Origin of the sequence: Olleya sp. AS48 (assembly GCF_038900355.1) — a bacterium.
Classification (GTDB): domain Bacteria; phylum Bacteroidota; class Bacteroidia; order Flavobacteriales; family Flavobacteriaceae; genus Olleya.
On record NZ_JBBMRD010000006.1, the window covers coordinates 161,748 to 185,494 of the forward strand.

At 31.5% G+C, this 23,747-nt stretch carries 25 protein-coding genes; 6 read left to right on the plus strand and 19 right to left on the minus strand.

Going from position 1 to position 23,747, the window contains the following annotated elements; genetic code table 11:
- Window positions 1-80: 80 nt before the first annotated feature.
- Window positions 81-1,454, minus strand: coding sequence for an aminotransferase class V-fold PLP-dependent enzyme (locus WNY60_RS09335; RefSeq protein WP_342862195.1), 1,374 nt, complete (start codon window positions 1,452-1,454; stop codon window positions 81-83).
- A 2-nt stretch (window positions 1,455-1,456) separates the two neighbouring features.
- Window positions 1,457-3,058, minus strand: a complete 1,602-nt coding sequence (bshC, locus tag WNY60_RS09340) for a bacillithiol biosynthesis cysteine-adding enzyme BshC (protein ID WP_342862196.1) — start codon at window positions 3,056-3,058, stop codon at window positions 1,457-1,459.
- A gap of 130 nt (window positions 3,059-3,188) precedes the next feature.
- On the opposite strand from bshC, the gene WNY60_RS09345 reads away from it, so the two are divergent.
- The gene (locus WNY60_RS09345; protein WP_342862197.1) at window positions 3,189-4,448 is read left to right on the plus strand and encodes a carboxypeptidase-like regulatory domain-containing protein; all 1,260 of its coding nucleotides are present in this window, start codon (window positions 3,189-3,191) and stop codon (window positions 4,446-4,448) included.
- A gap of 6 nt (window positions 4,449-4,454) precedes the next feature.
- Here the strand turns inward: WNY60_RS09345 and WNY60_RS09350 are convergent, their stop codons facing one another.
- The 3 genes from WNY60_RS09350 to rimO form a co-directional block, all read right to left on the minus strand.
- On the minus strand, window positions 4,455-5,090 hold the full coding sequence (locus tag WNY60_RS09350; protein WP_342862198.1) for a YiiX/YebB-like N1pC/P60 family cysteine hydrolase: 636 nt from the start codon (window positions 5,088-5,090) through the stop codon (window positions 4,455-4,457).
- Window positions 5,091-5,588: a DUF4878 domain-containing protein gene (locus WNY60_RS09355; protein ID WP_145000339.1), complete on the minus strand. Its 498-nt coding sequence runs from the start codon at window positions 5,586-5,588 to the stop codon at window positions 5,091-5,093.
- Window positions 5,589-5,664: 76 nt separating this feature from the next.
- Window positions 5,665-6,972: a 30S ribosomal protein S12 methylthiotransferase RimO gene (gene rimO, locus WNY60_RS09360; protein ID WP_342862199.1), complete on the minus strand. Its 1,308-nt coding sequence runs from the start codon at window positions 6,970-6,972 to the stop codon at window positions 5,665-5,667.
- A 94-nt stretch (window positions 6,973-7,066) separates the two neighbouring features.
- On the opposite strand from rimO, the gene WNY60_RS09365 reads away from it, so the two are divergent.
- Window positions 7,067-8,143 (plus strand): serine hydrolase, encoded by a 1,077-nt coding sequence (locus tag WNY60_RS09365; RefSeq protein ID WP_342862200.1) that lies wholly within the window; start codon window positions 7,067-7,069, stop codon window positions 8,141-8,143.
- 346 nt (window positions 8,144-8,489) lie between these two features.
- Here WNY60_RS09365 and ftsY read toward each other — a convergent pair whose 3' ends face one another.
- From ftsY to WNY60_RS09405, 8 genes are all read right to left on the minus strand, one after another.
- The gene (gene ftsY / locus WNY60_RS09370) at window positions 8,490-9,464 is read right to left on the minus strand and encodes a signal recognition particle-docking protein FtsY (RefSeq protein ID WP_145000345.1); all 975 of its coding nucleotides are present in this window, start codon (window positions 9,462-9,464) and stop codon (window positions 8,490-8,492) included.
- Window positions 9,465-9,757: 293 nt separating this feature from the next.
- On the minus strand, window positions 9,758-9,910 hold the full coding sequence (locus WNY60_RS09375) for a DUF4295 domain-containing protein (RefSeq protein WP_145000347.1): 153 nt from the start codon (window positions 9,908-9,910) through the stop codon (window positions 9,758-9,760).
- Window positions 9,911-9,944: 34 nt separating this feature from the next.
- Window positions 9,945-10,127, minus strand: coding sequence for a 50S ribosomal protein L33 (gene rpmG / locus WNY60_RS09380; protein ID WP_028282775.1), 183 nt, complete (start codon window positions 10,125-10,127; stop codon window positions 9,945-9,947).
- Between the two features lie 27 nt (window positions 10,128-10,154).
- Complete coding sequence (rpmB, locus tag WNY60_RS09385) at window positions 10,155-10,391, minus strand: 50S ribosomal protein L28 (RefSeq protein WP_028282774.1); 237 nt, start codon at window positions 10,389-10,391, stop codon at window positions 10,155-10,157.
- Between the two features lie 82 nt (window positions 10,392-10,473).
- Window positions 10,474-11,724: a competence/damage-inducible protein A gene (locus tag WNY60_RS09390; RefSeq protein WP_145000349.1), complete on the minus strand. Its 1,251-nt coding sequence runs from the start codon at window positions 11,722-11,724 to the stop codon at window positions 10,474-10,476.
- Window positions 11,724-12,065: an Hpt domain-containing protein gene (locus WNY60_RS09395; RefSeq protein WP_339808206.1), complete on the minus strand. Its 342-nt coding sequence runs from the start codon at window positions 12,063-12,065 to the stop codon at window positions 11,724-11,726. The genes WNY60_RS09390 and WNY60_RS09395 overlap by 1 nt, the downstream gene beginning before the upstream one ends.
- 3 nt (window positions 12,066-12,068) lie before the next feature.
- Window positions 12,069-12,680 (minus strand): fumarylacetoacetate hydrolase family protein, encoded by a 612-nt coding sequence (locus WNY60_RS09400; protein ID WP_339808205.1) that lies wholly within the window; start codon window positions 12,678-12,680, stop codon window positions 12,069-12,071.
- Between the two features lie 3 nt (window positions 12,681-12,683).
- Window positions 12,684-13,457 carry a 3'-5' exonuclease gene (locus WNY60_RS09405; protein WP_145000355.1) on the minus strand — a complete coding sequence of 258 codons (774 nt, stop codon included), beginning with the start codon at window positions 13,455-13,457 and terminating at the stop codon, window positions 12,684-12,686.
- A 72-nt stretch (window positions 13,458-13,529) separates the two neighbouring features.
- On the opposite strand from WNY60_RS09405, the gene WNY60_RS09410 reads away from it, so the two are divergent.
- The gene (locus tag WNY60_RS09410; RefSeq protein ID WP_145000356.1) at window positions 13,530-14,168 is read left to right on the plus strand and encodes a glutaredoxin; all 639 of its coding nucleotides are present in this window, start codon (window positions 13,530-13,532) and stop codon (window positions 14,166-14,168) included.
- A gap of 49 nt (window positions 14,169-14,217) precedes the next feature.
- Window positions 14,218-14,643 carry a hypothetical protein gene (locus WNY60_RS09415; protein WP_342862201.1) on the plus strand — a complete coding sequence of 142 codons (426 nt, stop codon included), beginning with the start codon at window positions 14,218-14,220 and terminating at the stop codon, window positions 14,641-14,643.
- Window positions 14,644-15,033: 390 nt separating this feature from the next.
- Here WNY60_RS09415 and WNY60_RS09420 read toward each other — a convergent pair whose 3' ends face one another.
- The 5 genes from WNY60_RS09420 to recR form a co-directional block, all read right to left on the minus strand.
- The gene (locus WNY60_RS09420; RefSeq protein ID WP_342862202.1) at window positions 15,034-16,347 is read right to left on the minus strand and encodes a dihydrolipoamide acetyltransferase family protein; all 1,314 of its coding nucleotides are present in this window, start codon (window positions 16,345-16,347) and stop codon (window positions 15,034-15,036) included.
- A gap of 115 nt (window positions 16,348-16,462) precedes the next feature.
- Window positions 16,463-16,900 carry a hypothetical protein gene (locus WNY60_RS09425; RefSeq protein WP_339808199.1) on the minus strand — a complete coding sequence of 146 codons (438 nt, stop codon included), beginning with the start codon at window positions 16,898-16,900 and terminating at the stop codon, window positions 16,463-16,465.
- A gap of 178 nt (window positions 16,901-17,078) precedes the next feature.
- On the minus strand, window positions 17,079-17,657 hold the full coding sequence (locus WNY60_RS09430) for a phosphoribosyltransferase family protein (protein WP_145000364.1): 579 nt from the start codon (window positions 17,655-17,657) through the stop codon (window positions 17,079-17,081).
- A complete protein-coding gene (locus WNY60_RS09435; RefSeq protein WP_342862203.1) occupies window positions 17,658-18,464 on the minus strand; it encodes a glycosyltransferase in 807 nt (268 codons plus the stop codon).
- Between the two features lie 8 nt (window positions 18,465-18,472).
- Entirely contained in the window at window positions 18,473-19,090 is a 618-nt protein-coding gene (gene recR / locus WNY60_RS09440) for a recombination mediator RecR (protein WP_342862204.1), read from the minus strand.
- A 170-nt stretch (window positions 19,091-19,260) separates the two neighbouring features.
- Here recR and WNY60_RS09445 point away from each other — a divergent pair, with 170 nt between their 5' ends.
- Complete coding sequence (locus tag WNY60_RS09445; protein WP_342862205.1) at window positions 19,261-20,748, plus strand: sodium:solute symporter; 1,488 nt, start codon at window positions 19,261-19,263, stop codon at window positions 20,746-20,748.
- Here WNY60_RS09445 and WNY60_RS09450 read toward each other — a convergent pair.
- The gene (locus tag WNY60_RS09450; RefSeq protein ID WP_342862206.1) at window positions 20,732-21,094 is read right to left on the minus strand and encodes a CoA-binding protein; all 363 of its coding nucleotides are present in this window, start codon (window positions 21,092-21,094) and stop codon (window positions 20,732-20,734) included. The genes WNY60_RS09445 and WNY60_RS09450 overlap by 17 nt on opposite strands.
- 101 nt (window positions 21,095-21,195) lie before the next feature.
- Between WNY60_RS09450 and WNY60_RS09455 the strand changes: the two genes are divergently transcribed.
- Complete coding sequence (locus tag WNY60_RS09455; RefSeq protein ID WP_342862207.1) at window positions 21,196-23,640, plus strand: outer membrane beta-barrel family protein; 2,445 nt, start codon at window positions 21,196-21,198, stop codon at window positions 23,638-23,640.
- Window positions 23,641-23,747: the final 107 nt, after the last annotated feature.

Genomic DNA, 23,747 nt, shown 5'->3' on the forward strand with positions numbered 1-23,747 from the left:
CACAAAAATAGTAATTGCATTGATAAATACTATTTATGATTTATGAAAATTTGCACTATTTTTTTAACAATTAACAAATACTATTTCATGGACTCCAAAATCGCTTTAATATCTTGAGTAGTTGTGTCTGGATTTATAAAGCAAAAACGAGAAACTGTTTCAAAAGTAGCTCCAGTTTTCCATTTGGTTGGTGTTACTAATGCAAAGCCTTTATCGTGATTTTTAAAAGTCCAATCTCTGTAGTCATTTGCTGTCCATCCCTTGCGTCTATAAAGTACACAAGATAAGCTTGGATCTCTTACAAGCTCTACATGATCCATATTTTTTATTAATTGTCCAGCTATGGTTGCTAATTCCAAACCACGCTCCACAGCTTCTTTATACCTATCTGTACCATGAGTAGCTAAACTAAACCATAAAGGTAATCCACGTACACGACGTGTTAGTTGTATTTGGTAATCTGTTGGATTAAAACCATGTGCTCCTTCGTCTTTAAAAATATCTAAATAGGAACCTTCCTGTGCGTGCGCTTTTTTAGCTAATTCTGGTTGCTTATATATTACAGCACCACAATCGTATGGAGAAAACATCCATTTGTGTGGATCAATGGTAATGCTGTCTGCTTTTTCAATTCCGTTAAATAAGTGCCTAACAGAGTCTGCTGCTAACGCACCACCACCATAAGCTGCATCTACATGCAACCATAAATGTTCTGTTTCGCAAATGTTTGCAATACCTTCTAAATCGTCAATAATTCCTGCATTTGTAGTTCCTCCTGTTGCAACTACCGCAAATAGACGTTGTCTTTGGTGTGTTGTTAAGTCTGAAATAGTTTGCTTTAAAGCGTCCCCTTTTAAACGGTCTTCTGTATCTACCAATAATACATCCACATCCACCACTTTAGCCATAGCTTTGATTGAAGAGTGTGCACCAATTGAGGTAATGATTAACCCTTTTTGATTTTTGTTGTCATCGTTTAAACTTCTCCAATACTCGCGTGCTGTAACAATTGCAGACAAGTTTGCTGCAGTACCACCACTAGTAAATACACCAAAAGCACCTTGTGGTAATCCTGTTAAGGATACAATCCACTTCATAGCTTCGTTTTCGCAAAAAATACCACCTGCACCTTCCATCCAATACGCACCATGAATACTTGATGCTGAAGTTACCAAATCAAATAAAATAGAGGCTCTGGTTGGAGATGCTGGCACAAATGCTAAATGACGTGGATGATCAATTTTTACATTGGCATGCATTAAGTGTTGCTTCCATAGGTTAAAAGCAGTCTCGCCACCAATACCTTTGTCTGTCACTGTTTCTCCTACAAGCGCTTTTAAAGTTTCGGCTTTTTGAGGTTTACCAATGACGTCTTCAGTTTTTGAAATACGATCTATTGTATATTTCATGACGTCTAGCGTCATTTCAACTAAATCTAAATCTATTTTATGCATACTTATAATTCAAGAATTAAAAATTGACCTTGCAAAGGTTTTAAATTTTTAATTAACTGAGGTATTAAATCTGCACCAAATTCTAAATATAATTCTGAAAAATTAGTATTACGTTCTTGCAAACTATAATTAGGAAACAATTGGTATTGTAAATCGGTAATACGCTCTACATGATCTTTAAGTTTTCTTTTTTGAGCAGTTAACAATCTTTTTTCAAGATGTGCCAACCCATTAATTTGCTTTTTTTCTTGAGAAGCTACAGCACCAACAAAAGACTTATCCGTTGATTCTGCAAGCTTATAAAGTTGTTGAAACTGTAATTTTAGATGTTGAATTTGCTCAGAAAAATCAATATCAATATTAGAAATTTCACGTACTTTTTTGTTAATAAAACTATCACGTTTTAAAAACAAGTCCTTATCAGATATGCTTAGTTTTTTAAGTTTATCCGCTTGCTGTTTTGTTTTTATTAAAACCGAATTACGTAAAAGTAATATTGGAAAAACGACATTATTAGCTTTAAAATTAGCTTTTAACTGAAACCAGTAAGCTAGCTCACCACCTCCACCAATGTAACATAAATTTGGCAAAATAACTTCTTGATACAATGGACGCATAATTACATTAGGACTAAAACATTCTGGAGCCTGGTCTATATGTTTTGACAACTCTTCTTTAGTCCAAGATATTGACGTGTTTAAAACAGAATATTTTTGATCTTTAAAAACTATACGTTCTCTTACATTTTTAGTGATGTAAAATAAATTTATATCTCTAGGATTTACTTGTATAGAGTAGTTTTCTGATACTTGACTTAATTGATTTGATGTTTCAGTAACTTTTTGAAATGATGTATTATTAAATAACTCTGTTTTAATTTGAGGTATAAATAATGTTTTAAAATCTTTATTATTGGCATCTATAATTACCAAACCATGCTCACCAAATAATGCATTTGCTAAATAATGTGTAGCTTTAGCTAAATTATCATGTTTTAAGTATGCGTTTTCAAATAGTGTTTTTAAAAATTTAGCATTTTGACCAATCCCTAACTCTTTTGCAAAAAGGTCTAATACATTATCTAAACCAGTAGTATCTAAATCTCCAACTGCTCCTGAAGCATTTTTGTTCCAACGTATCTTTTTGCCTTTAAAATTGAAATAATTTATTTCTTCAAAATCATGATCCTCTGAAGCCATCCAATAGATAGGCACAAAATTATATTCTGGATATTGTATTTTTAATTGCTTAGTTAAATTTATTGTAGACACAATTTTATACAAAAAATATAATGGTCCTGTAAATAAATTTAGCTGATGACCTGTTGTAATTGTAAAGGTTTTATTGTCTGCTAATAACCTAATGTTAGTGTCTGTAGCTTCTGAAGTTTCCAGAAGGTTATATTGCTCTTGCAAAGTTTTTACTAAGACAACTCTACCTTCTTGAGAAAAATTATCTTGCTTCTGTTTTATTTGAGCTTTAAAGTTTTTGATATTAGGAAACCTATTATAAAACGGTTTTAGTGATTCAGCTTCAGCTAAATAATCACAAATTAATTGAGAAAAATATCCAGTTTCTTTAAAGGGTATACAGTCTGTTGGCATAGTTACAAATTAATCTGCTGTAAAGATAAGGCAGTTTGCCCTTTAGTATGTCTTAAAATTAACATAAAACCCAAGAGTAAAGTGTTGAAATTTGAGTAACTTTATAAGATAATCTGCAAACACAACACTAGTGAAATCAACTGTACTACCTTTAAACATTAAAAACTACATAGTCTATTTTACACTACTAACTTGTTTTTTTGGTTTTAGTCAAAATATAACCGAATTTAAAGGAATAGTTTTAGATAAAACTACCAATAATCCTTTAGCATTAGCCGATTTAATTATTACCAACTCCAATGTTAGTTCTATAGCTAATAGTGATGGTGAGTTTACGTTAAAGGTTCCAGAAGACCTGTTACAAAACAATGTAACAATATCTTATTTAGGGTATCAAAAATTAGAAGTTGCTTTATCAGAATTTAAACCAACTGACACTAAAATATATTTACAAGAAGCAGCCACAGTATTGGCTGCTATAGATATTGCAGCGCCTAAAGATGCAGAAGAATTAGTAAAAAAAGTACTAAACCTAAAAGGAGACAACTATGCTACTGAAACTGTGTTTATGACAGGTTTTTATAGAGAAACTATTAAAAAACGTAACAGAAATGCATCATTGTCTGAAGCCATTGTTAGCATTAATAAATCGTCTTATAACTCTAGCAAAAATGACGATGTTACTTTAATAAAGGCTAGAAAAAACACGGATTACTCAAGGTTAGATACCATAGCACTTAAAATTCAAGGAGGTCCCTTTAGCAGTTTACACACTGACATTATTAAGTATCCTGAATACATTTTTAATGATGAAACCCTGAGTGACTACACGTTTACTTTTGGTAGATCTACTCAGGTTGATAATCAATTAGTTTATGTTGTAAATTTTAAACAAAAAGAAAATGTTTATAGACCTTTGTATTATGGCACACTTTTTATTGACGCTAATAATTATGCTTTAACTAGTGCTGTCTTTAATTTAAATGTTGAAAATCAAACCGAAGCTACCAAATTATTTGTTAGAAAAAAACCAAGAAAAGCTAATGTATATCCAACTGAAGCTGCTTACAAGGTTAATTACAGAACAAAAGATGGCAAATGGTATTTTGCTTATAGCAATATATTAATCTCTTTTAAAGTTAATTGGGATAACCGATGGTTTAATAGTAGATATACATTACAAAGTGAAATGGCTATAACAGATTGGAATATTAATAAGAATTTATTAACCAATACACAGTCTAAAAAACTTAAACAAAATAGTATTTTACAAGACCAAGTTTCCGGCTTTAGAGATCCCGATTTTTGGGGTGAATATAATATTATAGAGCCTGAAAAACCTATTGAAACTGCTATTAAGAAAATTAAAAGGCAAGTCGAAAAAAACTAGATTATTTTACTTTTGGTGATTGATTATAATATTAAAATAATTTGGATCGTAAAACGTTTTAAGCGTATTATATTTTTGCTGATCTGTAATACTATCTGCTACTTGCAGAATTTTTAAATTATGCTCATATATACGCCAAATTAACTCAGAGCAATAATGCTCAGTAGTATCTTTATAATTAAAGCTATGATCAAACGGTAATTGTTTTTTATAGTAATAATCAATTTGCTTTACAATTTTACTTTGTTTAATTGTATCTATATTTTTTAATCTAGTGACTAAAATAGTGCTGTCATGAGAATTGTGCACAAAAGAATCTATTGCCTGCAAACGTAAACCATCCTGATTAGATACGCTACTTGACAGCGCATGTGCTATTTTTAAACTATCATTTTGCTTGATTACAACACCTAAATGCGTGACATCATAGTCCTCACTCATCATTTTAGAAATCATTGTACTTACAAAACCATAACCTCGTCGTAAAATAATATCTCCAGTTTGAAGTTTAGCTTTTTCTTTAGGCGATAATTTATACAAAAAAGACGATTCATACGGTCTGTTTGAATCGTCTTTAAAAAATTTATATGCTAAAAAAATAACAGCTAAGACTAGTGATATTTTTATAGTGGTTTTTAACATTTACTCTGCAGCCTCATAATCATCTTCCTCAATCATTTCCTCATCCATATCGTCATCAGACTCCATATCAGGATTTCCTGTTTCTTTATTAGCTTTATCTAAGCCTTCTTTATTCATTGACTCTTTGTCCATACTTACCAACCATTTTCCTTCTTCTTTAATAAGATTCATTGGCATGTCTTGATCTTTTTCATCTTGACTACTTGACATTTTTACAGTACATACTGCTTTGTCTCCATCAATTTTAGTATCAACTACTTTAAAAGAAATATCTGCTTCTTTCATCTTATCTGCAAATTGATCTTTTGCGCCAAAAGACTCTAGCATAGACAACATAGATTTTGTGTCTGTAGTTGCATGTTTTTTAGCTGTTTCAAAATCTCCAGAATACATAGCTTCTAAAAAGCTAATTGTAGCACCTTCTGGTCCTCCACCACCACAAGCTGTTAACATAAAAAAGCAAGCTACTACTACTGTTTTTAATACTGATTTTTTCATTTTTTGGTTTGTTTAGTTTTGTAAATATACTTTTTTAGATTTAACATTCAAATTGTTTTATTTTGAATACCTTAATTTAAGCTTTTACTAACTCACCATAAAGATCAAAATCTTCAGCTTCAGTCACTTTAATATTGTAATATTCTCCTGTTTTTAAATACGTGTCAGTTGCATCAATTAACACTTCATTATCTACATCTGGACTATCAAACTCAGTACGACCTACAAAATAAGTACCTTCCTTACGGTCTATAACAATTTTAAAGGTTTCTCCAATTTTTTCTTGATTTAACTCCCAAGAAATCTGAGATTGAATTTCCATAATTTGGTTAGCCCTGTCTTGTTTCACTTCTTGTGGCACATCGTCTTCCAAGTTATAGGCATGTGTGTTTTCTTCATGAGAATAAGTAAAACAACCTAAACGCTCAAAACGCATATCTTTTACCCACTGTTTCAATTCTTGAAAATGTGCTTCCGTTTCGCCTGGATAACCAACAATTAATGTTGTTCTAATAGTCATCTCTGGGACTATAGCTCTAAACTGCTTAATTAGGTTTGTTGTTTTTTCTTTGGTAGTACCACGACGCATACTTTTAAGTAAATCGTCACTAATATGTTGTAATGGAATATCTAAATAATTACAAATTTTTGGCTCTCGCTTCATTAAATCTAACACATCCATTGGGAAACCTGTCGGAAAAGCATAATGCAATCTAATCCATTCAATACCTTCAACTTTAACTAAGTTTTCAAGTAACTCTGCTAAGTTTCGTTTTTTGTATAAATCTAAACCGTAATACGTTAAATCTTGGGCTATTAAGATTAACTCTTTAACGCCATTTGCTGCTAACTTTTCAGCTTCCGTAACTAAGTTTTCAATTGGTGTAGATTTGTGCTTACCTCTCATTAAAGGAATCGCACAAAAACTACATGGTCTATCACAACCTTCTGCAATTTTTAAATAGGCATAGTTTTTAGGTGTAGTTGTTAAACGCTCTCCTATTAACTCATGTTTATAATCTGCACCTAAAGCTTTAAGTAAACCTGGCAACTCTGTAGTCCCAAAATATTGGTCTACATTAGGTATATCTTTTTGTAATTCTGGCTTATAACGCTCACTTAAACATCCCGTTACAAAGACTTTATCAACCTCTCCATCTTCCTTTTTTTGCATGTACTCTAAAATAGTGTTCACGCTTTCCTCCTTTGCATTATTAATAAAACCACAGGTATTAATAACTACTACGTTACCTTCTTCCTCATGCACAACTTCTTTTCCGTTAGCTTTTAATTGTCCCATTAGGACTTCGCTATCGTAGACATTTTTACTACAACCTAAAGTTATTACGTTGATTTTGTTCTTTTTAAGTGACTTTGTTCTCATACCTCATTTTTGGATTGCAAAGATACTATCAAATTTTAATATAACAGATATTAAACCATTTTGATTTATATTGGTCAAATAAAAAACTAATAGTATGAAACCAATCTATTTAATTTTTAGTTTACTAACCTTCATTAGTTTAAGTTGCACATCAAAAGATGACACTGATTTAAAAGAAAATCATGATGCGCAAAACATATATTTCCCTCCTTTGGATAGTGATACTTGGGAGACTAAAACACCTTCCGAGTTACAATTGAATACTTCAGCTTTAGGTGAATTATCTTCATTTTTAGAAAACACAAACACCAAATCGTTTATAATTTTACATAAAGGAAAAATTGCTTTTGAGCAGTATTTTAATGATCATGCTTTAACTGATCCTTGGTATTGGGCAAGTGCAGGAAAAACATTAACTTCAACTGTTACAGGTATTGCTCAAGACCAAGGATTATTAGAGATAAGCAGCAAAGTGTCCGATTATTTAGGAACAAATTGGACTAGTGAAACTTTAGAACAAGAACAACTAATTACATGCCAAAATCTGTTATCCATGGACTCTGGTTTGGATGATAGTCTAGGCGATAGTGTTGCACCAGAAAATTTGCAATATATTGCAAACGCAAGTAATCGTTGGGCATACCACAATGTATACGTCAAATTACAAGATGTTGTTGCTGCAGTTAGTAATCAAAGTTGGTCTGATTATTTTAATGAGAACTTAAAAAATAAAATTGGTATGACAGGTACTTGGATTACTATAGGAGACTTAAGCGTTTATTGGAGTACTACCAGAAGTATGGCTAGATTTGGTTTAATGATTTATGCAAATGGCCAGTGGGATAACCAACAAATTGTATCTGATGCATTTTTAAATCAAGCAACAAACACTTCACAAAGTATTAATGAGGCTTATGGCTATCTATGGTGGTTAAATGGTAAGTCTAGCTATCATCTACCACAAACTCAGGTTGAATTTACGGGTGAATTAATTCCTAATGGTCCAAGCGATATGTATTGTGCTTTGGGTAAAAATGACCAAAAACTATACATTGTACCAAGTAAAGATTTGGTTATTGTAAGAATGGGAGAAGCAGCTGACGACTCTAATTTTGCTTTATCAAGTTATGATAATGCGCTTTGGGAGAAATTAAATAATGTATTTAATTAATAAATTTATATTCCATAAGGATTAATGCTGTATAGTCCATCAAATACAATATTAGGATAGAAAAAATAGAATAAACAGATTGTAAAAATCAAAGTAATTATTACCTTATTAAGTGTTTCTTTTAATAGACTTCTCCAACAATACCAAATACAAAATGCAAAAAGCGGTATTATAACTACTAAAGGAAAAAGCGAATAGTAGATTAATTCTTCAGGAATTAAAGGACTTTTAGGTTGTATAAAAAAATTTATAGCGAAAACCACATGACTACAAATTGCTACTAACAAATAAAGTATTATAAATACAGTAATAATTCTAAAAATTCGATCGGAATTAAAAGACATGCTTATTTAAAGAAAGAATCTACGAACTCAAACTTATTAAACACTTGCAAATCTTCAATACCTTCTCCAACACCAATATATTTTACAGGAATTTGAAATTGATCACTTATACCTATCACAACACCACCTTTAGCAGTACCATCTAATTTAGTAACTGCAAGGCTTGTAACCTCTGTTGCAGCAGTAAATTGCTTGGCTTGTTCAAAAGCATTTTGACCAGTACTACCATCTAAAACTAATAATACATCGTGTGGCGCATCACCAACAACTTTTTGCATGACACGTTTAACTTTAGTAAGCTCATTCATTAAGTTAACCTTATTGTGTAAACGACCAGCAGTATCAATAATAATAACATCTGCATTTTGATTAACTCCAGATTGTAAGGCATCAAATGCAACTGAAGCTGGATCGCTTCCCATATCTTGACGTACCATAGGTACATCTACACGATCTGCCCAAACTTGTAATTGATCAATAGCTGCAGCTCTAAAAGTATCTGCTGCACCTAAAACTACTTTTAACCCTTGTTTTTTAAATTGATAAGCTAATTTACCAATAGTGGTTGTTTTACCAACTCCATTAACACCAACAACCATTAAAACATATGGTGTCTTAGATCCATCTTGTTGTTTAGGTAATTGCGGAATTTTATATTCTGTATCTTCACCAGAGTTAGTTTCTGACAGTAAGCCTGCAATTTCCTCTCGTAATATCCTATTAAGCTCATCTGTACCAAGATATTTATCCTTAGATACTCTAGCTTCAATACGTTGTATTATTTTTAAAGTGGTATTAACACCAACATCACTTGAGACTAATACTTCTTCCAAATTATCTAAAACTGCATCATCTACTTTAGACTTTCCAGCGACAGCTTTACTTAATTTACCTAAAAAGCTTGTACTTGATTTTTCTAAGCCTTTATCTAAGGTTTCTTTTTTTTCTGAAGAAAATATTTTTTTAAAAAAACTCATTTCAAATTATTGTTTTTGTTTATATACTGATCCCTAAAAAGAGATCAAGGTTTAATATACTTTAATAATTATAAGTAAATCTATCACTTATAAATGTATATTTTACAACTTTAAATTGATGTTGTATACTATTAATCACTTTATATAATAATCAACATAACAATTATGAAGCCTAATTTACAGGACTGCTACATTGTCATATTTATATAATGTAAAGTAACGTAATATTTTAAAAACAAAAAAGCCACTTTCCAAAGGTAAGCAGCTTAATACTATATTAAAATAGAGTAAAATTATTTCTTATCTAAGAAATCTTTTACTAATTCAGGTGACATGATTGACTCAACAAACATGTAAGCTCCTGTTTTTGGAGACTTCACCATTTTAATTGCTTTTGATAATCTTTTAGACGATGTCTGTAAAGATGCTACGGTTTTCTTTGCCATGACTTATATGTTTTAGTATTCCTTAAAGGGAATATTATTTAATTTCTTTGTGTACGGTCATTTTCTTCAAGATAGGATTGAATTTTTTAATTTCCATTCTATCAGGAGTGTTCTTTTTGTTCTTCGTTGTAATATAACGAGACGTTCCTGGCTTTCCAGACTCTTTGTGCTCTGTGCACTCTAATATTACTTGTACTCTATTACCTTTCTTTGCCATAATACTTTAATTTACCTAATTGGGTAATTATTTTATAAATCCGTTTGCTCTAGCTTTTTTCAAAGCAGCAGCAATACCTATTTTATTGATTGTTTTTAATGCTGATGTAGATACTTTTAAAGTTACCCACTTATCCTCTTCTGGAAGATAAAAACGCTTTTTTATCAAATTAGCATCAAATGTACGCTTTGTTCTATTCATCGCGTGAGACACGTTGTTTCCAACCATTGCCTTCTTTCCTGTAAGTTCACAAACTCTTGACATTACTTTATAACTTTAAAAATATGTTATTAAAAATCGAGGTGCAAATATACTAATTATTTACTATTTGGCAATAGCTAAATAATTAATTTTCAAAAATTTCTTTTTGAAGCAACTCTAAAGCCTTATTTACTGTTTTATTTATGACGCGTTCTCTATGGTTTCCCATATTAAATTTATAAGCCTTTACTCCGTTTTTTGAAGCTATTGCTATAAAAACTGTTCCAACCTCTGCGTCAGAGTCTCCTTTTGTTGGTCCAGCGTTACCTGTTGTAGCAACAGCGTAATCTGTTTTAATTATTTTTTTAATATTGGCTGCCATAGCTTCTGCAACCTCTAAACTGACCACAGAATGACGATTAATCAACGCTTCTGGAACACCTAAAAGATCAATTTTAGTCTGTGTGGCATAACTAACAATTGCGCCTTTAAAAAATTCTGAAGCACCAGAATGAGACGTAAATTGCTCTGCTAATTTTCCGCCTGTACAGCTTTCAGCTAACGCTAAAGTTTGTCCTTTTTTTGTTAATTGTCTTGCAATACTTAGCTCTAAACCTTCATCATTGTCCTGAAATCCAACAAAAACATCTTGAATTAATGGTAATATTTTATCAATTTCAACTTGAATATCTAAAGCTAGATTAGCCTCGTCCTCACCTTTTCCTGATAAACGCAATCTTACTTTACCTAAACTTGGTAAATAGGCTAATTTAATATGTTTTGGAAGTGCGTCTTCTATAGCTTCTATACGTTCTGCAATTACGCTTTCACCTAATCCATAGGTTAGTATGGTTTTATGCAAAATATATGGTCGTTTATACTTTTTGACTAAATTAGGTAGCACTTCATTATCTATCAATGCTTTCATCTCGTATGGCACACCTGGTAAAGAAATAAAGGTTTTATTTCCTTTTTCTAACCACATACCTGGAGCTGTTCCAAACCTATTCATTAACACTTTTGCTTTGGTTGGCACTAGTGCTTGTTTTTTATTAATTTCGGAAATAGGTTGGTTGATGTACTTTTTAAATAACTGCTCTACGTGGAGTAAAACCTCATCATTTTGAACTAAAGTATCTTCAAAATAATCTGCTAAAGTATGCTTTGTAATATCATCTTTGGTTGGACCTAATCCACCTGTTATTATGATAATATCTGCATTGTTTTCTGCTTCAGCAAATGCTTTTAACAAATGCTCTCTATCGTCTTGAATAGAGGTTATTTGATAAACAGAAACACCAATAGAATTTAGTGCTTTACCTATAAATGCTGAGTTTGTGTCTACTACTTGCCCAATTAGAATCTCGTCACCAATGGTAATTATTTCTGCTTGCATTATAAATTAAAATCTTGAATAATCTCGTTAGTTGCTTTATCAATAGCAGCTAAAACGATGTTTAATTTATCTGTAATATCGATCTCTTTTTTTTCAAATTTACCCCAATCTTGCACCTCAATTATATCGTCAAGTATACCTAACTCAAACATATCAACTGTAGGTTTCATTTTGTGTGCTGTTTGATAAGTCAATAGATAATTTTTGTTTTCTACTGCCAATTTAAGCACTTTAGCATCACTTGGTACTTCATCTATAAAGGTTGAAGCTAAAGCTAAAATAAACTCTTGATCGTCGTCTGCTAATTCTTTTAGTCTATGTAGTTTGTAATGTTGTTCCATGTATTATTTAACTGTTATAGAAAATAGTTCTTTATCCTCTAGATAACCTTTTAACTTATCATTGGCAACTACCTTGCCAACTCCTGAAGGTGTTCCCGTAAATATAATATCTCCAATCTTTAAAGTAAAATATTTTGAGACATATTCTATCAATTCGTCAATTTTCCAAAGCATAAGGCTTGTGTTTGCGGTTTGAACCACACTTGAGTTTTTCTCTAACCTAAAATTTAAACTATCTACATCAGAAAATTCTGACTTATCAATCCATTTACCAATTACTGCAGCTCCATCAAAAGATTTAGCTTTTTCCCATGGTAAACCTTTATCTTTTAATTTTTTTTGTAAATCACGCGCAGTAAAATCTATTCCTACACTTAATTGATCATAATATTTATGAGCAAATTTTTTATCAATATGTTTTCCTAGTTTGATAATTTTAACTAAAACCTCAACTTCATGATGCACATCGTTTGAAAAATCTGGAATAAAAAAAGGTTGTTTTTTTAAAAGTATGGCATTATCAGACTTAATAAACACTACAGGATCTGTAGGTTTTTCGTTTTCTAATTCTTTGATATGATCTGTGTAGTTACGACCGATACAAATTAATTTCATATTTTAAAATTTATTATTTAAAGCTCTTAATTTAATTGCTGTCAACACTTTTTTAGTGTACAACGGAAAATCTGCATTAAGTAACCATCCAAAATATCCAGGCTCTTTGTCTAAAACCTCTGTTACTAATTTGCCTTTATGCTTTCCAAAAGAAAACACTTCTTGTCCTTCCTTATCATAACTTATAAAACCTGCAAAATCTGCAAATTTTTTGCGAGAACTAAATTCGGCTAAAAATTTTGTGTCATTTTCAAGTTCGTCATAACGCTCTACCTGAGCTTTTAAAACCTCGTATGTTGCTAACGTATCCGCTTCTGCTGTGTGTGCATTTTCTAAACTTTTATCACAATAAAACTTATACGCTGCACCTAAAGTGCGTTGTTCCATTTTATGAAAAATTGTTTGCACATCTACAGCAACACGACCTTTCATGTCAAAGTCTAAATCTGCGCGCAGCATTTCTTCCGCTAAAAGCGGAATATCAAAACGGTTAGAATTAAAGCCTGCTAAATCTGCATCTTTAATCATCGCATTAATCTCTGGTGCTAATTGCTTAAATGTAGGCTCGTTGGCAACTCTCTCATCAGTAACTCCATGAATTGCAGACACCACAGCTGGAATTGGCATTTCTGGATTAACTAACCAGGTTTTACTCTCTTTATTTCCGTTAGGAAACACTTTTAATATAGAAATCTCTACGACCCTATCGTTGGTAATATTGATTCCTGTAGTTTCTAAATCGAAAAAGCAAATTGGTTTTGTTAAATTTAATGACATAAAAGAATTTATTGGTATGGTTTATGCAAATATAATTCTAATCTGTTACTTTTACTTTGTAATACTTTGAAAATGATTAGAAACCTTATCCTGCTGCTTATCACTTTTACTACTATGACTGTTTACTCGCAGAACAATCATAAACATGTCTCTATAAAAGAAGAGGTAAAAGGAAAACGATATGAGCTTTATATTGAAAATACCGACTCCATATCCTATGATGTTTTTTTAAAAGTTGAAACTAATGATTTTAGACGTAGTAGTGAGCGTCCGATTTTAGAGACTATTCCTGGTAATAGCAAAAAACGTGTATTAACCATGGTGAAGCTAAATAATACCGAAGGAAAATACACCTACATTTTAGTGGTTAACGAGGTGTCTTATAGCCTAGAGATTGATAAAGATTTTGAAATTATAGATTTTAAATTAGACAGAGCATTACACAACAAAGAGGTCACACTTTACACTAAGGACGACTGCACGATTTGTCCTGATGCTAAACACATATTAACAAAAAACAAGATTAATTATACTGAATATAACCTAGATAAAGACACGACACATTATGATAAAATAATTAAAGAATTTAAATCCATTAATTCTAAAAGTGACTTTAGCCAAATCCCGATTTTAAAGATTGATGACAAACTTTACAACAATATCACTAGTTTAGACGAGTTTATTCAAGCTTTACGCGAAGGACTAAATTAACAAATACTGCTACCTAAATTGGTTTTAAATTAATTATTCTTAGCCTATTATGAAAAAAATATACTTTGACAACCTTTCTAATTTTAAGAATTTGTGGTTATCTAAAACTGTTTTTATAGTGGCACTATTATGCATCTTTTCAGGTTTTATTTTTCAAGCTACTGATGCAATTGATGACGTTTGGATTAAAAGAATACAACGTTTTGGCTACATACTTTTTGCACTTTATTTTTTGAATAAAGATTTTAGAAAAAACTATGTGCAATGGAACAAATTAGGAATGACTATTCGAATTAATAGTTATTTTAAAGAACACCGATTGACTTTTTCAAAATTTAAATACCATACGTTTGAAAATAATAACTTAACGGTCTACCAAATAGACAACACGTTTACTGTAGACCTAAGTAATACAAACACATCTGATACTGATCAATTAGTAAAAATTATTACCGACAATACAACTAATACATAAGCCATGAGGATTAACAGATTGTTTTCTAGCTTAGTCGCGTTATTAAATGTGTATTATATAGGTACCTGGATATTTGTTTTTAATACTATTAGTAATCAAACGGATAGACAGCTCTCTTTTTTAAACGGTTGGTTTAATCTTTTTAAAAACATTAACCAATTGGATATAACGTTAGCTGTTTTAACAATAACCTCTATAATTTCTACTATTTATATACATAAAACAAATTTAAAACGGTTTACCAAAATCGCATTACTTATCCATCTGCTATTTTTAGCCTACATGCTATGGTCACATTTATAAGATGCATACTATTATAACCTAATGTTATTAAACACAAAAAAGCACAATCAAATGATTGTGCTTTTTTTATAAAATACTTTATGTTATTTAAATCTCTCTGTTTTTATCCCAAGACTCTAAGTAATCTTTAACAGATTTAACAAATTGTCCTCCTAACGCTCCATTTACAACTCTATGGTCATAACTGTGCGATAAAAACATCTTGTAACGAATTCCGATAAAATCACCTTCTGGTGTCTCAATAACTGCAGGCACTTTACGAATTGCTCCTAAAGCTAAGATACCAACTTGCGGCTGACTAATAATTGGTGTACCCATGATGCTACCAAAAGTACCAACATTAGTTACTGTATAAGTACCACCTTGGATATCATCTGGTGCCAACTTACCTTCTCTAGCACGTCCAGCAAGATCATTTACTTGCTTAGTCATACCTACTAAGTTTAATTGATCTGCATTTTTAATAACAGGAACAATTAAATTACCATCTGGCAAAGCTGCTGCCATACCAAGGTTAATATTTTTCTTTTTAATAATCTTATCTCCTTGAACAGAAATATTCATCATTGGATGGTCGCGTAACGCCTTAGCAATAGCTTCCATAAATATTGGAGTAAAGGTTAAGTTTTGACCTTCACGTTTTGCAAAACTATCCTTAACTTTTTTACGCCAGTTCCAGATATTAGTAACATCTGCCTCAATAAAACTTTGTACGTGTGCACTAGTTTGAGTAGACTCTACCATATGATGAGCAATTAATTTACCCATTCTAGTCATTTCAATAACTTCATCTCCAGCAGCAACTTGCATTGGCGCTTGAGGTTTAGCTTGTTGTTTTGGTGCAGGTGCTGAAGTAGCAGGTTGTGCTGCTGCTTTGGCTGGTTGACTACCTCTATTTTCTAGATAAGTAACCATGTCGTTTTTTGTAACACGACCATCTTTTCCTGTTCCTGTAATTACATCTAGTTCTGATTGCGCAATACCTTCTGCTTTAGCCATATTTTTTACTAATGGCGAATAAAAACGATCATCGTTTGATGCTATTGGAGCTGCTGCTTGTTGCGCAACTTCAATCGTTTTAGAGACTTCTTTTGCAGCTTCTGGTTCTGAAGCAGGACTATTGTCTTGCTTAACTGCTTCGGTTGTAGCACCTCCTTCTCCTTCTGTTTCAATTATAGCTATGGTCTGACCAACCTGAACCACATCGTCCACATTAAATAGTACTTCTACTAAAACACCGTCAACCTCACTTGGTACTTCGCTGTCTACCTTATCTGTTGCAATTTCTAAAACTGCCTCATCTGCTTCTATAGTGTCACCAACTTCTTTTAACCATGAGGTAATCGTTGCTTCTGCAACGCTCTCTCCCATTTTTGGTAATTTAAGTTCAAATCTTGCCATATTAATAATCTAATAGTCTTTTTACTGTGTTGAATTGCAAAATTAATAAAAAAATCAATCAAACGGTTAAATAAGTTTAAAACATCAACTTAAAAAAACGTTAATAGTGTTTTTATTATACAATATTAAAAAATATTTGGTTTTGTTTTAAGATATTTTTAGTCTCTTTATTGGGATTTACTAAAATAACGTGTTGAGCTATCTTAATTAATGGTAAATCATCAAAATGATCGGTTACTACAGTATCAACGCGATTGCTACCCAATGTTTTTAAATAAGTGGTAACTGCCTGCTTTTTAACATCTCTAACATTTTCAAAATCGGATTTATAGTTTTTTTCTGGTGTATTAGTTGCCAAACACACATCAAATCCTTCGTTTAAAGCAATGATTTTTGAATAGCAATTTGGCGCTGCAGTTGCTAAAATTTTAATATCAAAAGTTGTGTCTTCAATTACTTTTAAATGGTTTTTATAATTTGACAAACTAGACACAAAAGCCTCATAATTTATTTTTTCATTTCCTTTAATTACCTTTAAAATAATATATTTCATTTTAGAGTGATTAATAAAGCCAAACAACCTTAAAAACATAGCTTTTATAAGATTAAAAAGCAGTATAACATTGAATGTTGTTATACTAAAACGCACCAAATATTTGATAAAAAAGTGAAAGGTATTAACGCTATACAACGTACCATCCAAGTCTACTACAACAACTTTTTTATTTGATTTATTTTCGTTTATAATCATTGGACCAAGGAAATCTTAATAATGTGTTATTATACAAATAATAATCTGGTTTTATTATTGAACTATCAATTGTCCAAGCTAATACTGCAATTTTTATTTTTGCTTTAGGAAACTTTTGCTGCAAATTACTTTTAACAACAAACATGGTTTTTCCACTATCAATAGCATCATCTATAATAAGCATGTTTTTTATGGGTTTTGCTATTGTATTTACTGTATCAAATGCTATAATATTATCTTGTAATTTTTCTAAATCTAAATTAGAAATTTTAGCTTTCACACTATTAGACTCTAAAATACGAAGCCAATTTAAGATAGAATATGGTAATATGGATAAAACAGGTTTTAAAAAGCGCTGTTTTACATTTGTAGATTGTCTTTGTAAGGTTACTACTTCAAATAAACTACTTTTTACATTGGGATGCTGTTTGATAGCTTCCAACACATGACCTCCTCCTGACAATATACCAACAACTAAATCTGGATTAACTTCAAGTTTAGAAATTAATTTAAGACTCTCTTTTTCAAAAGTTTCAGTATTTAATGTTAATACTTTCATTTATTTATAAAAAAAAGTTTTTTTAAAGTATAGTAAAATACTTTTAGGTATTAGACTAGTCGCAAAAGCTCTAACCAAACCTAAAGTTGCAGTAAATGTATAATTATAATTATCCTTAAGTAGCTTAATTCTGCTTTTAGTTTGCTGCTTTCTTTTTAAATTAGAAATACTATTTGGATTAACCTCATACTCTAACAATAACTCTGGCAGCACCATAGTTTTAAAATGTTTAATTACTTTAAAAAAATAAGCATGATCTTCAAGAGCTGGATAATTTTCTGGATACAACCCAATAATTTTAACAACTTCCGTCTTATACATTACAGCAGGATGGATAAATGGGTTGTATTTATAAATGGCTTCTTGTAATTTACTATGAGTTACTGGTGGTTTAAAATTAAATAAAAAGCTATTATCCTTTGCTGTAAAAGTAACGTAGCTAGAGACTAATCCTAACTTGGGATCTAATTGTAATGCCAGCAGTTGTTTTGCTAATCTATTATTTATACACTTATCTCCTGCGTCTAGTCTTGCTATATATTTAAAATGAGGTTGGATTAGAATATAATTTAAACCATTATTTAAGGCTGCAGTTACACCAAGACATTTTGTTTGCTTTATTAAGGTAATATCCAACTTGGACTTAAACGAAGCTATTACGCCATCTACTTGCTTCTGGTTATTACTACCATCGTCGATAATAATTAATGTAAACGGTTCTGTTTCGGTTAATAACGAATGTAATGTAGCAGTTAACCCTTCAATATTATTGTAGTGAGGCAATAAAATGGCTAATTGATGCTCCATTTATTAGCTTATAATTTTAATGAAGACTCAAACGGAATTCTATTAATTATACTTCTTCCTAAGGTAATTTCATCTGCATATTCCAACTCATCACCAACAGAGATTCCTCTAGCAATCGTTGATGTTTCTATACTATAATCCTTAATTTGCTTGTAAATATAAAAATTGGTTGTATCACCTTCCATAGTTGGACTTAAAGCAAAAATCAACTCTTTAACCTGTCCACTTTTTACTTTTTGGATCAAACTAGGAATGTTTAAATCATGTGGACCTACACCATCCATTGGCGATATTTTACCACCTAAAACATGATAAAGCCCTTTATGTGACGCTGTATTTTCTATAGCCATCACATCTCTAATATCCTCCACAACACACACGACATCATCCTTTCTTAATGGATTAGAACAAATATCGCATAGTTTGTTATCACTTATATTATGGCATGATTTACATAGTTTTAAATCATTTACCATATTTAATAAGGCATGACTTAAATTATGTGTGTGCTCTTTAGGTTGACGCAACAAATGCAAAGCTAAACGCAAAGCTGTACGCTTACCAATACCTGGTAATTGCGAGATTTCGTTTACTGCATTTTCAAGAAGTTTTGAAGAAAATTCCATAGCCACAAAATTAAGGTTTTTACTAATGATTCACGAATTTATTTTTGTTAAGAATACACTAATACTCAACAAACTTTTCAAAGCAATTTTACTTACCTAAAAACTTTTAAGTGTTATAAACTAAAGTCCTTTTTAGTAATTTTGTACTTTGGCACTGATAAAACCCTTTTATGACTTCAATACAAATACTATTATTAATAGCAGCCTATTTTGGAGTGCTAATTTTAATCTCTTATTTTACAGGTAAAGACGACTCAAATGACGTGTTTTTTAAAGGTAAAAAACAATCACCTTGGTACGTTGTCGCTTTTGGTATGATTGGCGCATCACTATCTGGTGTAACTTTTATATCTGTTCCTGGTTTGATTGCAGGACAACAGTTTGCCTACATGCAAGGGGTTTTTGGTTTTTTTGTGGGTTATCTAATCGTATTACTAGTACTTTTACCTTTATATTACAGGCTTAATGTAACATCTATTTATCAATATCTAGAACAACGTTTTGGAACAGTAAGCTATAAAACTGGTGCCTTTTTCTTTTTGCTATCTCGTGTTACAGGCGCTGCGTTTAGATTATTTTTAGTGGCTTTAGCAATGCAATATATTGTTTTTGAAAAATTAGGTGTTCCGTTTTGGATAACCGTAGTCATATCCATTGCATTAATCTGGTTGTATACTAATCGTGGTGGTATTAAAACTATTGTTTGGACAGACACCTTGCAGACCTTAGCTATGTTAACTTCTGTAATTGTGGCTATATTTTTGATTGTAAACAAATTAGACTGGTCCATAACTGAGGTTTTTAGTAAAGCATCTTTTAAATCAAAAAGTCAATTATTCTTTTTTGATGACGTAAATAGTAGTACTTACTTTTGGAAATACTTTATTGGCGGAATTTTTATAACCATTGCTATGACTGGTTTAGACCAAGATATGATGCAAAAAAACTTAACCTGTAAAAATCCTGAGGATGCTAAAAAAAATATGTTTAGCATGTCTGTACTATTGGTCTTTGTTAATGTTATATTTTTATCATTAGGTGCTTTGCTTTTTATTTATTCAGAGCAATTTGGCATTTCAATACCTGAGGTAGAAGGTAAAGTACGTACCGATTTATTGTTTCCTGAAATAGCAATGAATCAAGGGTTAGGTCTAGGATTACAAATCACCTTTTTAATTGGACTTATTGCTGCTGCTTATAGTAGTGCAGATAGTGCGTTAACCTCATTAACAACATCGTTTTCGATAGATTTTTTAAATATTGAAAAACTGCCACTAGCCCAACAAAAACCTTTACGCAAAAAAGTACATATTGGTGTCTCTTTATTACTGATTATTGTTGTTGTTATTTTTAATGAATTAGAAGGAAGCGTCGTTAATAACCTTTTTAAATTTGCAACTTTTACATATGGTCCTTTATTAGGATTATTTACTTTTGGTATACTTACCAAACGAAGCATTAAAGACAACTACGCTTGGATTGTTGGCTTGGCTTCCATACTAATCACCTATTTTATTACCGAGCTTCCTGCAAACTTTCCGGATAGTTTTATTGGCAAATACGCCTTCCATTGGGAAATCCTTCCTCTTAATGGACTTATAACTTGTTTAGGCCTGTATTTAATTTCCGCGAAAGCGAAACCTAATACTGATTTGTAGATAATAATACCAAAGTACAAGCAACCTCATAGTCTATTCCGTTTGCTTTTAATATTTGATATAATTCTGGATTTTCTGTACCAGGATTAAATATAACACGCTTTGGATGTAGACTAACTATATAATTGTAGTAGTCTTTTTGTCGTGAAGGATTTAAATATAATGTTACAGTATCTAAAGCGTCATAGTGTTGTAATTGCGTATCAATGGTAACACCAACCACCTCTCCTGCTTTCATCCCGTAAGCCACAGTGTCATGATTATACTTAACCAATTTGCGTAACGCAATGTTGCTATATCTATCTAGCTTTAATGAAGCGCCAAGTACTAAAGTTTTCTTATTCATAAATGTTAAATTTTAAAATAAATGTTATTCAAGCGTAACAGATTACTAATTAAGGCGTCTTTATAGCATAACCAAGTTTCATCAATCAATCAAAATCACAAATGAAAAAACTACTCACCATTGCTTTACTATTGGTAGCCTTTAGTATTCAAGCACAAGACAACACAAACGATTCGCCCAAAATAGGAACCATCACTGGTACTGTATTAGACGTAACACTTGACCAACCCTTACCTTATGTAAATGTAATTGTTAAAGACACCAATAACAAATTAATTACTGGTGGTATTACAAATAACGATGGGCAATTTGAAGTTAAGCAAATCCCAGAAGGCACTAACATTGTTACTATTGAATATCTAGGTTTTTTACCTCAAAATAAAACTATTGTTATTAGTAATGACAACAAAATAATAGATTTAGGAACTATAAATTTAGAAGAGGCTGCAACTAATTTGGACGAAGTAACTATTGTTGCAGAAACCTCAACAATACAACAAAAAGTTGACCGTAAAGTCATTACTATTGGTAAAGATTTACAGACTGCTGGTGCTACTGCTAGCGCGATTATGAACAACCTACCATCCGTTAGTGTGGACCAACAAACAGGATCTATTAGCTTACGTGGTAACCAAAACGTTAGAGTTATGGTGGATGGCAAATTGTCTAACATTCCTGCGGAGCAATTACTTAAACAAATACCGTCGTCTTCTATCAAAAGTATCGAGTTAATTACTAATCCAAGTGCTAAATATAATCCTGAAGGTATGAGTGGATTAATAAATATTGTGCTTCATAAAAACACAAAAATTGGATTTAACGGAAACATAAATATTGGTCTATCGCATGATATTGAAGCTAAATTTAACAGCTCCATTGATGCCAATTACCGTAACGGAAAATTTAATGTCTATGGATCGTACAATAATAGTGTGACTAAAAACTTTAATTTTGGTGAAATAAACAGAATTGAACAGGATATTCAGCAAAAATTTGAAATTTTAAATAATAACAAATCACACTTATTTAAGGTTGGTGTGGATTATTATTTAGATGAAAAAAATACGATTTCAGTTTTTACCAATCAAAACTTATTTGATGGTTGGGTTAACGTAAATTCTGGTATTAACTATTTAATTAATCCGTCTTTAAACGAATCTCAGTTTACAAGAAACGACAACGATAACAATTCTGAACAATACAACTTTAACTACAAGCATGACATAAATGATGAAGGTCATAGTATCGAGTTAGAAGTTGATCATGATACTTACAATGGTTTTGGATATACAAAAAACACTTTTTTTAGCTCGCAACGTCCAAATTTTATTGAAGACACAGATACAGACAGACAAAGCACAACTATAAATTTAGATTATAGCAACCCTTTATCTGAAACTGCAAAACTTGAAGTAGGCTTGCAAGCACGATTGTTTAATACCAATATTTTTTATCAATCTGATGCCAGAGAAACTAATCAATTAGGTCAATATATACCTACTACAACAACGTTTGATTACACTAGAGACATCTATTCTGCTTACGCAACATATGGAAAAACCCTAGACAAATGGAGCTACCAATTAGGTTTACGTGCTGAGACTGTAAATGTAGACTCTGAGGCTTACAAAAAAGATTTAGCGTCTAATGAGCAAACTAACATTCCGTTTGAAAATGAATATTTTAGATTATACCCTTCTGGATTTTTAACCTACACACCATCCGAGAAAAACGCTTATCAATTTAATTACAGCAGACGTGTAGATCGTCCTGGTATAAATCAGGTTAATCCACTACCAGAATGGAACACACCTTTAATCTCTCAGTTTGGTAACCAAGCGTTACGTCCACAGTTTACAAACTCGTTTGAAACTAATTACACAAGACAATTAGAAAAAGGAAGCATTACAGCAGGAGTATTTTACAGAATTATTGAAGACGAAATACAACAAGCCATATTAATTGACAGAACAGATACAAATAGATTAATTTTTACAGATCTAAACTTTGATAACTCTACTGCTTATGGTATCGAGTTATCTTCAAACTACAGGCCTACAAAATGGTGGAGTTTAAATGCTAGTTTTGATTTGTTTTCGCAAACCCAAAAAAGTTTAGCCGAGTCTTTTGACACCAATCAAAATATTGTTTTAAATACCGTTAAAATAGATAATGTTGTTTGGAATGTTAGAGCATTTAACAACTTTAAAGTTACAAAAGATCTTAGCTTTTCTGCTTTTGGAATGTATAGCGGAAAAAATAAAAACATTCAATTTGAAATGAATGATATGCTTATGGTAAACCTAGGTATGCGTTATAGCTTTTTACAAAACAAAGCGAGCTTTAGCTTAAGCTACAACGATATTTTTGATACTATGTACGCACAATTTGAAGGTGACAGACCTTACGCTCAAGTGGGACGTTTTAATTGGGAAAGTCAACAAATTTCTGGACGTTTAGCGTACCGTTTTGGTGGCGGAAACTATAAAGCAAAAGCAAGAAAACAAAGAGATGATGACACTAAATCTGGAGGCGGATTTATGTAAACCTATAAATAATACCATCTAGAGGTTATTTAGTAGCTAATAAACAGTTAATGGTTAGTGTTTAAGTTAGTTGCTAAATAAAAACCCCAAAGCCTGATCAGCTTTGG